Annotated in this window: 9 protein-coding genes and 1 tRNA gene; 6 read left to right on the top strand and 4 right to left on the bottom strand. The window is 36.7% G+C overall.

The window, feature by feature from the left end:
* Positions 1-97: 97 nt before the first annotated feature.
* Positions 98-1687: a tetratricopeptide repeat protein gene (locus I3217_RS13165; protein WP_435050225.1), complete on the bottom strand. Its 1590-nt coding sequence runs from the start codon at positions 1685-1687 to the stop codon at positions 98-100.
* 314 nt (positions 1688-2001) lie between these two features.
* Positions 2002-2075: transfer RNA gene (locus I3217_RS13160), tRNA-Ile, on the bottom strand.
* Between the two features lie 197 nt (positions 2076-2272).
* On the opposite strand from I3217_RS13160, the gene rbfA reads away from it, so the two are divergent.
* Positions 2273-2668, top strand: coding sequence for a 30S ribosome-binding factor RbfA (gene rbfA / locus I3217_RS13155; RefSeq protein ID WP_435050224.1), 396 nt, complete (start codon positions 2273-2275; stop codon positions 2666-2668).
* A complete protein-coding gene (locus tag I3217_RS13150) occupies positions 2669-3874 on the top strand; it encodes an ABC transporter permease (RefSeq protein ID WP_435050223.1) in 1206 nt (401 codons plus the stop codon).
* Positions 3875-3962: 88 nt separating this feature from the next.
* Here I3217_RS13150 and dusB read toward each other — a convergent pair whose 3' ends face one another.
* Entirely contained in the window at positions 3963-4958 is a 996-nt protein-coding gene (gene dusB / locus I3217_RS13145) for a tRNA dihydrouridine synthase DusB (protein WP_435050222.1), read from the bottom strand.
* 126 nt (positions 4959-5084) lie between these two features.
* The gene (locus I3217_RS13140) at positions 5085-7487 is read right to left on the bottom strand and encodes a TonB-dependent receptor domain-containing protein (protein ID WP_435050221.1); all 2403 of its coding nucleotides are present in this window, start codon (positions 7485-7487) and stop codon (positions 5085-5087) included.
* A gap of 168 nt (positions 7488-7655) precedes the next feature.
* Between I3217_RS13140 and lepA the strand changes: the two genes are divergently transcribed.
* From lepA to glgB, 4 genes are all read left to right on the top strand, one after another.
* Entirely contained in the window at positions 7656-9452 is a 1797-nt protein-coding gene (gene lepA, locus I3217_RS13135; RefSeq protein WP_435050220.1) for a translation elongation factor 4, read from the top strand.
* A 127-nt stretch (positions 9453-9579) separates the two neighbouring features.
* Positions 9580-10992, top strand: a complete 1413-nt coding sequence (locus I3217_RS13130; protein ID WP_435050219.1) for a glycogen synthase — start codon at positions 9580-9582, stop codon at positions 10990-10992.
* On the top strand, positions 10989-12257 hold the full coding sequence (locus I3217_RS13125) for a glucose-1-phosphate adenylyltransferase (protein WP_435050218.1): 1269 nt from the start codon (positions 10989-10991) through the stop codon (positions 12255-12257). The genes I3217_RS13130 and I3217_RS13125 overlap by 4 nt, the downstream gene beginning before the upstream one ends.
* 51 nt (positions 12258-12308) lie before the next feature.
* Positions 12309-14219: a 1,4-alpha-glucan branching protein GlgB gene (glgB, locus tag I3217_RS13120; protein ID WP_435050217.1), complete on the top strand. Its 1911-nt coding sequence runs from the start codon at positions 12309-12311 to the stop codon at positions 14217-14219.
* Positions 14220-14326 lie beyond the last annotated feature (107 nt).

The raw sequence follows: 14326 nt of genomic DNA, 5'->3' as shown, positions 1-14326 counted from the left end.
TTAATAAAAGGGGTCACAAAATCTATACAGACTTCATTTTTACCCTATACATAATGTATACAAAACCACTTAAAACACAAATCAACAAAGCGTTACACTAAATACTATTTAAAAAGGTGGTTAAGTTAATTTCGGAATTTGTTATGTTTAATTTCTTACGTAAACGGTACCTACCAACGTCTATGGTACGCACACTTTGTCCGGTAAGCGAAGAGATTTCTTTTGATGACAGATTTAATTTTGTAAAGGCTGCCAGTTTTAATTCGTTAGGTGTTAACTGATAATTTGTAGCCAGTTTTGAATAAAATTCGGCATGAACTTCCTGAAAATACAAATCGAATTCTTCCCAGGTCTGATGATTTAAATGATGATTTAAATTAATAAGTGTATCTGATATTAATTTATCGCTTTGCTGCTTCGTCATTTTTCTGGTCTGTTTAAGATCTTTGGTTAAACTTGAAATCAGTTCGTTTTTTTCAAGTAAGAACATCAGATTAGACATGAGCTTTTTATTTTTATAATCCAGCTCTTTATGAAGCAAGGTTTTTTCTTTCTGAATATTTTCGTTAAGCAACTGTGTTCGTTTCGTCTTACTCTTCTGAAGCAAAAACAAAATAAGCGCTATAATAAGGAGTAAAATTAAAATTGCAGACCCAAACTGATACATGGTTTCTTTAAATCTGTGGCGATCTTCTTCAGTCTTCTTTTCTAATTCGTACTCGTAATCAGCTTTTAAGCGCTCCTGATTTTTTACACTTTCTTCATTTAAAATTTCCTTTCTCGCCGTCATTTCTTGTTCCTGCATCTGAAAGGCCCGCTGAAAATCCTGTTTATTTTCGTAAATAGTTTTTAAAGCAATTGCCGTTTCCAGAGTGTTTTTAGATAATCCAACTTCGGTAGATGTATCCAGAGCACGAAGCAGATAATCTTCGGCCTTTTCCATTTCGCCTAAAGACACATAGGTCTTCCCGATATGTGTAAGGGACTGACAGATACCCGAAATTATATTTTCACGTTCCCGTATTTCCAGCGCCTGCTCGTGCCAGTTTAAAGCCTCCTGAAAATGTCCTAATTTATTTTGCAGAGACCCCATATTGCTTATAGCATTCGCCATTAAATAAAACTCAGAAATCTTTTTGGATAGCTCTATACTTTTATGGTATAGTTTTTCGGCTTCTTCATAATTTCCCAGATTTTCGTTGGCTATCCCTTCATTATTATAAATCGCGCAATAGGGACGAAGCGACAATGATGTAGAATCTGTAACGACCTGGTCTTCTCTAATTTTTTTATAAAGATCGAGCGCTTTTCTGTAATCTTCAGATTCCAGATAAATTCCGGCAATACTTATTTCGGCGTATAGTTTATACTGTGAATTATTTACTTCTTCAGCCTCTTCCAGAATTTTCAAATAGGTATCCATTGCCCTATCTGTCTGGCCTTTGTTAACATAGAGATTCCCAATATCCAGAAGTATTCTTAATTGTTTCTGAACATATTTTTTTTCTTTTAAAAAGGTATTGAGTTTCTGGTAATAATACAACGAAGAATCCAGATTGCTTTCTCTGTACTGTTCAGCTTTTAAATACATCTTGGCAAAATAAACACTGTCTGCCTTAGTTGTTTTTTGATCTTGGGCAAAAACTGAACTACCGATAAAAAACAATAAAACAAACAACTTCTTCATATCTATATATTTTGCATATCCAATAATTCTTGAAGAGATAATGTCTCTAAAAAAACATGTTTTCTTATTACGAATCGCGCAAAAATATAAAAACTGTCCTTTTTTACTTAAAAATCAGAATTTTTTAAATTTATACAACCAAAATAGCAACTTAAAAACAAAAAACACAATTTTAAACCTCCAATATTAAGAATACTATTTTTAAGTTAATTGCTTTGCTTAAAATAATTGCAATATTACTGTATAATAAAAAAACTAACTGTTATAAACCAAAAAAGCCTTGCATGTCTGCAAGGCTTTTACAATCTTAAAAGTGGTCCCACCTGGGCTCGAACCAGGGACTTTCTGATTATGAGTCAGATACTCTAACCAACTGAGTTATAGGACCTCAAAATTGGAGTGCAATATTACTATTATTTTTAATATACTGCAAGCCTTTTTCTAAAATGTTTTTTAAAAATACAGCTTCAATTTTACAACAGGCTCATAATATTAGGTTTACCTATTTATGTTTACTTTCTTTCAGAATTGTAAATTTTGGCTCTAAAACTAAATTTATTTTTAAATATCGACTATTTTTGCATCATGGAAGAAAGTAACAGACAGAAAAAAATAGGTTCGGTTTTACAACGCGACTTAGTAGATGTACTACAAAAAGCCGCAACGCAAGGTGGTATGAAAGGGATTCTTATATCGGTATCTAAAGTAAATGTAACAGTTGATCTGTCTATTGCCAAAGTTTACCTCAGCATTTTCCCTAACGATAAAGCCAAAGAACTACTAACTGGTATTCGTTCCAACACGACCTTAATAAGACACGAATTGGCACAGCGCACCAAAAACCAGTTACGCCGCATGCCTAACCTTGAATTTTTTATTGATGATTCATTAGAATATATCGATCGCATCGAACAGTCTTTAAAAGGCAAAGAGAACCCTATTAAAGATACCGATCTGTTAGGAAAACGCAAGAAGTCGTAAGTGAATTTCCCGCTGTATATAGCCAAACGTTATTTGCGCTCCAAAAGCAGCAACAATGCCATTAATTTTATAACTATAATAGCAGCTGTAGGCGTTGTGCTAGGTGCTGCTTCGTTGTTTATTGTACTTTCTGGTTTTGCAGGCTTAAAAGATTTTACCTTACAATTTTCAACTATAATTGACCCCGATTTAAAGGCAGAACCGGCTTCAGGAAAATCTTTTATTCTGGATGCTGCTACTTCGAATAAATTACAAGAGATAGAAGGCATTGCCTCCTATTCTAAAATTATTGAAGAACGCGTTATTCTGGCTTTCGATAATAAAAATTATCCTGCTTATATTAAAGGGGTTGATGAAAATTATGGTATCGTTAATGCTATTGATTCGGTAATTGTTCAGGGTAGCTGGATTAATCAGGGTACGAACCAGATGATTTCAGGGTGGGGCGTTTCCAGCCAGCTATCTTTAGGGGTTTTAGACTATGGTAAAGCTGTAACTATTTACGTGCCAAAACCGGGAACAGGTCAGATTACAAGTACCAAAAATGCATTTAATTCCATTCAATGTGTAAACGTAGGCTTATTCGATATAAACGAAACCTTAAACGACACCTATGTTTATGCCCCTTTTGAAATAACTCAGGAACTCTTAAGTTATAAACCCAGTCAGGTTTCTGCATTAGAATTTAAACTTAATCCTAATACTGATGAAGAAACAATAAAACAGCAACTTCAAAACATTTTGGGTAATACCGTAGTCCTAAAAAACAGAGCTCAGCTAAATGATGCGCTTTATAAAATGCTGAATACCGAAAATTTAGCGGTGTACTTAATATTCACCTTGGTTTTAATCATTGCGCTTTTTAATGTTATCGGCTCTATTATTATGATGATTTTAGATAAGAAAAAAACCTTAAGCACGCTGTTTAAATTAGGAGCGTCTATTAAAGACATTCGCAGGATTTTCTTTTACCAGGGGAGTTTAATGGCCATTTTAGGCGGGATTATTGGTATTGTTTTAGGCCTTGTTATTGTAGGATTACAGCAGGCTTTTGCTCTGGTTATGATAACACCAAGCCTGCCCTATCCGGTTACCATAACTATTCCGAATGTATTTCTGGTATTAATCACCATTTCCGTTTTAGGCGTTTTGGCTTCTAAAATTGCTTCGGTACGCATTTCGGAATCCTTAATCGATACACACTAACCCTAATTACTAAGGTAATTACCTAAAACTATTCACCCTGAATCCTTTTAAAAGAATTCAGGGTGAATAGACATCTATTTTTTTGATTTTAATTTGTAAACTGATAATCGGAAAAATGTTCTAAAACTTCATCGAAGGCCGCAAAAACATCTTTAGCATCATCGCTGGTAACCATTTTCTGTCGGTATTCTTTAAAATGCGGAATCCCTTTAAAATAGTTGGTATAATGACGTCTGGTTTCAAATACCCCCAGTGTTTCTCCTTTCCAGTCAATCGCCATTTGTAAATGACGTCTGGCTGCTTCTACACGCTCTTCAATACTAATTGGTGCCATATGCTCACCGGTTTCGAAAAAGTGTTTTACCTGTTTAAAAAACCACGGATTACCTATACTGGCACGTCCGATCATACAACCATCTAAACCGTACTCGTCTCGCATTTGCATGGCACGTTCCGGTGTGTCGACATCGCCGTTACCAAATACAGGAATATGCATACGCGGATTATTTTTCACCTCGGCAATTGGTCCCCAATTCGCATCGCCTTTATACATTTGTGCTCTGGTACGCCCGTGAATAGAAATGGCTTTACAACCCACATCCTGTAAACGTTCTGCAACTTCTACAATACGAATAGAATCGTGATCCCAGCCCAATCGGGTTTTAACGGTAATAGGTAAATGTGTACGTTTTACCATTTCTCTGGTTAGATTTACCATTAGGTCGATATCTTTTAAAATACCGGCTCCTGCTCCTTTAGACACTACTTTTTTAACGGGACATCCGAAATTAATATCGATAATATCGGGTTTCGACTCAGTTACAATATCTACCGTTTGTAACATGCTATCCAGATTAGCTCCGAAAATCTGAATTCCAACAGGGCGTTCCTTTTCGTAAATATCCAGTTTCATGGTACTTTTCGCTGCATCGCGAATTAAACCTTCACTGGAAATAAATTCAGTATATACCACATCGGCACCCTGTTCTTTACATAAAGCGCGAAACGGCGGATCGCTAACATCTTCCATTGGTGCTAACAATAACGGAAAATCCGGAAGTTCTATAGTATCTATCTTAACCAAAGTCTTGTTTTTTTAGGAGTGCAAAAGTACTCAAATTGATAGAATTATCTACTATTTTATATTTTGTTTAATATACAAAATTCTAAAAACGAATAACTTAAGACTATATTTTGTGGATTTTATGAATTAATTACCCGCGCTCTCCCCCTTTAAACGGTTACGTTCCTTACGTTCTTTTTCTTCTTTCTGAGCCACACTGAGTTTAGTGTTTCCGAAATTATAACGCAGACCAACGCGAATCCATTGGTTATCGAAACGACTGTAATAGGTATTATCCTGATTTAAATACTTGTTTTTTTCAGTGAAATCAGTAGTTCTGAAAATATCACTGGCTTTTATTGAGGCCACCCATTTTCCATCGTTAAAACTCTTCTTTAACCCTAAATCCACCTGAGTTCTGGAAGACACATCTGCCGAACCGTTTATCATTGGTGACATGTATAATAATGAAATTTCGCCCGTTAAACTCTGGTCTTCCAGAAACGTAAAGAAATTCATAACATTGGTATACATCGCCCAGGTTTTGTTGGTTTCAATAGAATTGCCACTTTGTAAGGCCTTAAAATAGGCGGTTTCATGAAAAATGGAATTTATAACATATACCGACCAGACATTAGTAAACGGCTTATAAGTCATAAAATCGAAACCATAATCTACCGATTTATCCAGATTTACAGGCATATAAATTAACTGATTAGCATTATTTTCTTGAAATACCAGTTCCGAAACAGGATCATTTTCGTAACGGTAGTACACCTCGAAAGTATAGGTTTGTTTTAAAGTATACGACAAGGTTATTAAATGCGAAATGGTAGGTTGTAAATTAGGATTTCCCTGCAAATAGGTATAATCGTTAAAATAGAATTTAAACGGATTTAAAGCCGAATACGTAGGGCGTTGAATGCGTTTTCCATAAGAGAGTCCCAAACTGTGATTTTCATTAAAATCGTGTGCAATGTTAACTGTTGGAAATAATTTAAAATAATTAAAGGTGTTTTTAGTTACAGGATTAGACAAATCGCCTTCGGCATCGGTATACTCTCCTCTTAATCCAGCCGACAGCTGCCAGGAATCCCAGGATTTGGATGCACTTATATACCCGGCATAATTGAGTTCGGTGTAGTCGAAAAGTCCTGTATTGGTCACATCTACCGTAGGGTAAAATCCATCAACTATTTGCACCACATCGCTGTTGGAGTCTATAAACGACACCTTCGCCCCCATTTCCAGACTCATAGTTTCAAGTGGCAAACTGTAATCCAGTTGCCCTGAATAGATATACGTTTTTTGAGCAGCCATGGCATGGTAGGCATGATCTCTTAAAAACTGCTGGTCGGCATCGAAATATCTGGAATCGATATCCTGCATTCTATCGTAATCGTAATTAGTATGGTGTAAATTTATAGCCAGACGATTTCCGGATTCTGATTGATTCACATAATCCAGATTAAAAGCTAAATTGGTTGTGGAATCATCGGTCTTATTTAAAGAGGTAAACGCCGAATCTACCGCCTGGGTATCCATGTACGTATTCCGTTTCCAATATGGCGTAATATTGGCATTTGCTGAAAACGAAAGTAAACTGGTTTCATTTAAATCGTAATCGATATTCACATTTGCAGTATGTGTTTTAGATTTCGTATCGCGATCTATGTCGTTATCCCACTGCCCGGTTTTAACTCCGTTTTCCAAAAAAATTACCGTTCCGGAATTATAGCGGTTAATTTTATCCTGATTATACGCATAATTGGCAAAAATATTCAGGTTTTTCGTTTTGTAAAAATGGCTCATTCCGGCATGATACCTCGGATAAATCCCCTGAGTATAATTCCCGAAAACACTTCCGTGATACCCCGCAACAAAAGTTTTACTCATTTTAATGTTTATAACCGCAGCACCTTCGGCATCGTATTTTGCCGGCGGATTTGTAATTACCTCAACTTCCTGAACATAGTTGGCACTGGTTCCTGAAAGCAACTGCTGAATATCTTCGCCACTTAAATACACCCGCTTATCGTTAATGAGATAAATAATATTAGACGCATTTTTAACACTAATCTCATCGTTCATAATTAAAACGCCAGGCGTACTTTTTAACACATCCATTAAACTGCCCTCGGTTAAAGACGTTTGTTCTATATTAAAAATAATACGATCGGGCTGCTTTTTAAAGGTTGGCGCTTTTGCAATAACATCTACCGTAGCCAGCTCTTCATTAAGTACCTTTAGCGTAAGCGTACCTAAATCTAAATTCTGTTTTAACGCCAGCTCTTTTTTGTAGGTTTCAAATCCTATAAAACTGATGTTGAATTGATATGCTTCGGCAGAAATGCCTTCTATAGAAAAATAACCGTCCTGATTGGTCGTTGTTCCTTTTAAAACCTCCTGATTATCGACAGGGGTAAGAATTACATTTGCGAACTCTATGGGAATATTATTAGCATCGGTAACGCGCCCTGTTAACTTTATGTCCTGAGAAAAACAACATAAACAGCTAAAAAAGAATAACAAGGCAAGCTTTTGATGCATAGGTAGGTTAGTTAGGAATACAAACTTAAAATAATTACATTGAATAGAATTACGGCAAACCCGCATTTTATACGTAGTTTAATTCTTACAAAAAGCCCGATTAAAAAATTCATATTAGTCATGTAAATCAACTATATTTGCAGATTAAAGCAAGGAATAGTTTTCTTTATGAAACACATCAGAAATTTTTGCATCATTGCACACATCGATCATGGTAAAAGTACCCTAGCAGATCGTTTATTAGATTTTACAGGTTCTGTTACCGAACGCGAAAAGCAAAATCAGTTACTGGACAATATGGATCTGGAGCGTGAACGTGGTATTACCATTAAATCGCACGCCATCCAAATGGACTATATTCACAATGGTGAACATTATATTTTAAATTTAATTGACACTCCGGGTCACGTAGATTTCTCTTATGAGGTATCTCGATCTATTGCCGCTTGTGAAGGTGCATTACTTATTGTAGATGCTGCACAAAGTATACAGGCTCAAACGATTTCTAACCTGTATCTGGCTTTAGAAAACGACCTTGAAATAATTCCTGTACTTAACAAAGTCGATCTCCCTAGCGCAAATCCGGAAGAAGTTACAGACGATATTGTAGACCTTTTAGGCTGCGATCCTTCTGATGTTATTCCTGCCAGTGCAAAAACAGGTTTGGGTATACAAGAGATATTAACGGCTATTATTGAGCGTGTTCCAGCCCCTAAAGGCGATCCGGAAGCCCCTTTACAAGCCTTGATTTTCGACTCGGTTTACAACCCGTTCCGCGGTGTGGAAACGTACTTTAGAGTTATTCACGGTTCTATTAAAAAGAATCAACAAATAAAATTTATCGCTACTGGCAAGACCTATAACGCCGATGAAGTTGGCACTTTAAAACTAACTCAGCTACCTAAAAACGAAATTAAGGCCGGCGATGTTGGTTATCTTATAACCGGTATAAAAGAAGCAAAAGAAGTTAAAGTTGGTGATACGATTACCGACGCTAAAGAACCGACTAAAAATGCCATTAGTGGTTTCGAAGATGTAAAACCTATGGTATTTGCCGGGATTTATCCTGTAGATACTGAAGATTACGAAGAACTTCGTGCCTCAATGGAAAAACTTCAGCTTAACGATGCGTCTCTGGTATTTACTCCGGAGAGTTCTGCTGCCTTAGGTTTTGGTTTCCGTTGTGGATTCCTAGGTATGCTTCACATGGAAATTATTCAGGAACGTTTGGAGCGTGAATTTGATATGACGGTAATTACTACCGTACCAAACGTATCGTACCACGCCTTTACAAAAAAACATCCTGACCAGATTATTATTGTAAATAACCCAACCGACTTACCGGATCCTTCTGGTTTAGATCGTGTGGAAGAACCATATATTAAAGCGACGATTATTACCAAAGCAGACTTTGTTGGAAACGTAATGTCGCTGTGTATCGAAAAACGTGGTATGATTACCAATCAAACCTATTTAACTCCAGAACGTGTTGAGTTGAATTTTGATATGCCTTTAGCAGAAATCGTTTTTGATTTTTACGATCGCTTAAAAACAGTATCTAAAGGGTATGCCTCTTTCGATTATTCACCTATTGGTATGCGTGAGTCAAAACTTGTACGTGTAGATATTCTTTTAAATGCTCAGCCTGTAGACGCCTTATCTGCATTAATCCATGCCGATAACGCCCAGACTATTGGTAAGAAAATGTGTGAAAAATTAAAAGAATTAATTCCGCGTCAGCAATTCGATATACCGATTCAGGCGGCTATCGGAGCTAAAATTATTTCCAGAGAAACTATAAAAGCTTTACGTAAAGACGTTACAGCAAAATGTTATGGTGGAGATATTTCCCGTAAACGTAAACTGTTGGAAAAACAGAAAAAAGGTAAGAAACGTATGCGCCAGGTAGGTAACGTAGAAATACCGCAACAGGCCTTTATGGCAGTTTTAAAGTTAAACGATTAACACCCGTTTAATTTTAAAATTGTTAATTAATTATGGGCATAAAAATATTTATAGTAATAGTGACAGAATAATAACACAGATTTCAAATAATATTTTTAAGTTTATAGAGTAATGCTATTAATACTCTATGAATATTACCCACTTAAGTGCCGAATGTTACCCTATAGCTAAAGTAGGTGGTCTTGCCGATGTTGTTGGGGCTTTGCCGAAGTATCAAAACGAACTTGGAGCAAACAGCCGGGTTATTATGCCTTTTTATAATAATGCCTACACCAGTACACATCAGTTTCATAGCATTTACAATTCGGTTTTAAATTTAGGAGAAACAACTTACGAATATCAAATTCTGAAACTTCAAAATGAGGCTTTGGAATTTGATATTTTTTTTGTTCACGTTCCCGAATTACTCTTTAAGGACTACGTCTACTCTGCCGAAGATACACTCCGCTTTTTAGCCTTTCAGATTGGTGCTTTAGACTGGATTATTCAACAAGACGAACTACCAGAGGTCATTCATTGTCACGACCATCATACAGGTCTGGTGCCTTTTATGATGAAAGAGTCTTATAAATATGCCAAATTACAAGGTGTCCCATCCATATTAACCATTCACAATGCACAATATCAGGGTTGGTTTTCGCACGATCTGGTAGGTTTAATTCCCGAATTCAATTTTGTACATGTTGGTCTTTTGGACTGGTATTCTGTAATAAATCCACTTGCGTCCGCTATAAAATGTGCCTGGCGGGTAACCACAGTTTCTCCAAGTTATATGGAAGAATTAAAAGCTTCGGCTAACGGTCTTGAAGCTTTACTACGCCATGAATATGCAAAATGTATAGGCATCCTAAATGGTATAGATACCGAAGTATGGAATCCTGAAACCGACAGCTATGTAATTAAAAACTATAACATAGATACTATTGCCGAAGGCAAGGAAAGCAATAAGGCATGGATTTGTAAAGAATTCAATTTAGATATTAACAAGCCATTAATTGCCTTTATTGGTCGCCTGGTTCATGAAAAGGGAAGCGATTTGTTCCCTGGAATTTTCGACACGATTTTACAACAAAACAACTGCAACATCCTGTTGCTGGGTTCAGGTAACAGCGATGTAGAATTGCAGCTTAACACCTTAAAACCATCTTTTGCAGGAATTTACAATACTTTTATTGGATATGATGAAAAATTATCGCATATTATATATGCCGGAGCAGATTTTTTACTCATGCCATCCCGCGTAGAACCCTGCGGTTTAAATCAGATGTATTCCTTACGATACGGAACTATTCCTATTGTGAATAAAATAGGAGGTTTAAAGGACACAGTTATTGATATTAATACACCAAACGGATTTGGGATTTGCCATGACGGGGCAACACCTGCAGAAATCTGTAATGCCATAAACAGGGCTGTCGCATTTTACGACGACCCGAAATTTACACAAATAAGACGCGAAATCATGACCATAGATCACTCTTGGCATGCTTCCGCTAAAGCATATCTTAATCTCTATAACTCTTTAAAACCAGCATTATGATTAATGAAGAAGTACTTTCTATTATTTTAGGAGGCGGACAAGGCTCCAGACTATACCCCTTAACAGCAGACCGTTCTAAACCCGCTGTACCCATTGCTGGAAAATACAGATTGGTAGATATCCCAATCTCAAACTGTATTAATTCCGACATTAAACGCATGTATGTGTTAACCCAATTTAATTCAGCTTCATTAAACCGGCACATTAAAAACACCTATCATTTTAGTTTTTTCAGTTCGGCTTTTGTTGATATTCTAGCTGCCGAACAAACCATGACCAATTATAACTGGTTTCAGGGGACAGCCGATGCCGTAAGACAAAGTATGCATCATTTTTTAAGTCATGAGTTTGAATATGCTTTAATCCTTTCTGGAGATCAACTCTATCAGATGGATTTTAATGATATTATTAATAAACACAAGGAGAGTGGTTGCGATATTACCATAGCCACACTGCCTGTAAATGCCAAGGATGCTACTTCTTTCGGAATTTTAAAGAGTAACGAAGACAGTATGATTACCTCGTTTATCGAGAAACCAAACTCAGAATTACTTAAAGGCTGGGAATCTGAAGTAAGCGACGAAATGAAAGCTGAAGGCAGAGAATATCTGGCCTCAATGGGAATTTACGTTTTTAACAGGCAGCTGTTAATCGATTTAATGAACGACCCAAGTACTATAGATTTTGGAAAGGAAATCATACCGCAATCAATCGGTAAACTAAAAGTATTGAGTTATCCTTACGAAGGCTACTGGACCGATATAGGAAATATAGATTCCTTTTTTGAAGCCAATATCGGACTCACAGATGAGATTCCTAAATTTAATTTATACGATAAAGAAAAACGTATTTACACCCACGCCCGTATGCTCCCTACTTCTAAAGTATCGTGCAAAGAACTGGATAAAGCCGTTATTTCTGAAGGCTGTATTATTCACGCCAAAAAAATAGAACAGTCGGTAATTGGTATACGCACCCGAGTTGGTAAAGATTCGGTTATTATAAAAACGTATATTATGGGAACCGATTTTTACGAAACCTTAGAGGAAATTGAGAATCAAAACATTAAAATATTAATTGGTGTTGGCGAACGCTGCCATATTGAAAATGCCATAATAGATAAAAACTGTCGTATTGGAGACGATGTTACCATTATTGGCGGTCCGCATCTGGAAGACGCAGAAACCGATAAATACCTCATAAAAGATGGTATAGTCGTAATTAAAAAAGGCGCAACAATTCCTGAAGGATTTGTATTAAAATAACATTTAAAACTACTTTAATAGTCCATTCGGGTAGTATCATAACATTTTTTTATGGCTAAGGTTAAACCATTCAGCTTGTTTACAGATTTCGATATCAATCTGTTTAAAGCAGGTAAACACTATAATTTATTTGAAAAATTCGGATCTCACATCTGCACCGTCGATGGTGAAGACGGCGTATATTTTGCCGTCTGGGCACCAAGTGCAAAATCGGTTTCTGTGATTGGCGATTTTAATTACTGGAACGCCCAAGAACATCAGCTTTATGTGCGCTGGGATTCCAGCGGTATATGGGAAGGCTTTATTCCTAATCTGGGAAAAGGTTCTCTATACAAATACGCTATTTTAAGCCATAATAACGACATCAAAACAGAAAAAGCTGACCCTTATGCGCTTCGCGCAGAACACCCCCCTAAAACAGCTTCTATTGTTTGGGATAATTCCGATTATAAATGGAAAGACACGTCCTGGATGTCTTACCGAAAAGATAAAAACGGTTTAGATAAACCTTATGCTGTTTACGAAGTACACCTGGGCTCATGGATGAAAAATCTGGAAGAAAAGCGGTTTTTAAATTATAAAGAACTTGCCGAAAATTTAGTGCCCTATGTAAAAAGCATGAACTATACCCATGTAGAGTTTATGCCAATTATGGAATACCCTTATGATCCGTCCTGGGGCTACCAGATAACAGGCTATTTCGCTCCCACATCCAGATTTGGAACGCCGCAAGAATTTATGGCACTCATCGATGCATTTCATCAGGCCAATATAGGAGTCATTCTGGACTGGGTACCCTCCCACTTCCCTTCTGACGCTCATGGATTAGGTTTTTTCGATGGATCGCATCTTTACGAACATCCGGATTCAAAAAAAGGCTATCACCCGGACTGGGAAAGTTTAATATTCAATTACGAACGTGCCGAAGTACGATCTTTTTTAATTAGTAATGCCATCTTCTGGATGCAACAGTTCCATATCGATGCTCTGCGTGTTGATGCCGTTGCCTCAATGATTTATCTGGACTATTCCAGAGAAGACGGGCAATGGGAACCCAATATGTATGGCGGAAACGAAAATCTGGCCGCTGTTTCTTTCCTGAAGGAATTTAATGAAGCAATATATACCAACTTTGAAGGCGTACAAACCATTGCCGAAGAATCTACAGCGTTTACCGGCGTTACCAATAAAGTGGAATTTGGCGGATTAGGCTTTGGTATGAAATGGATGATGGGCTGGATGCACGATACTTTAAATTATTTTAAAAAGGATCCTGTTTACAGAAGCTATCACCAGAACGATATAACCTTTAGTCTGGCTTATGCTTTTTCTGAACATTTTATGCTTCCTATTTCTCATGATGAAGTGGTTTACGGCAAAAATTCGGTGTTAGGTCGTATGCCGGGAGACGAATGGCAACGCTTTGCTAACCTCAGACTGCTTTTCGCCTATATGTACACGCATCCCGGAACGAAATTAATGTTTATGGGCGCTGAATTCGGTCAGTACAACGAATGGAATTTTCAAAGTAGCTTAGACTGGAATTTACTCGATTTTATTCCGCATCAGCAAACGCAAAAATTCATCAAATTTTTAAACAGCTTTTACCAGAATCATCCGGCTTTATACGAAAAAGCATTTAGTATGGACGGCTTTGAATGGATTAGCTACGAAGACCACAGAAATGCCGTAATGTCTTACATACGCAAAGGTCATGATACTAAAAACGATTTAATTGTAGTTTGCAACTTTACGCCTACTATGCACAAGGATTACAGTCTGGGACTGCCTAGAGCAGGAAAAATTGTAGAACTTTTTAATTCAGATGCTACTGAATTTGGTGGCAGCGGCGTTAACAACCCAAAACCGATTAAAATCAATAAAAAATCATGGAATGGAAAACCATATTCTGCCAGTGTTATTATACCACCTTTAGCAGTATCAGTTTTCACTTATAAATAACATAAAATTCATTATAAAATACTGACTTACAAGTAGTAATAATTAATTTTTAATTAAAAAAAGGGTTTATTTTTATGAAAATATAACTAATAAACCCTTTTTTATTT

The sequence above is a fragment of the Formosa sp. S-31 genome (assembly GCF_051172795.1).
GTDB lineage: Bacteria > Bacteroidota > Bacteroidia > Flavobacteriales > Flavobacteriaceae > Formosa.
The sequence above is the reverse complement of the archived record's forward strand: the minus strand, read 5'-3'. Positions and strand labels throughout refer to the sequence as shown.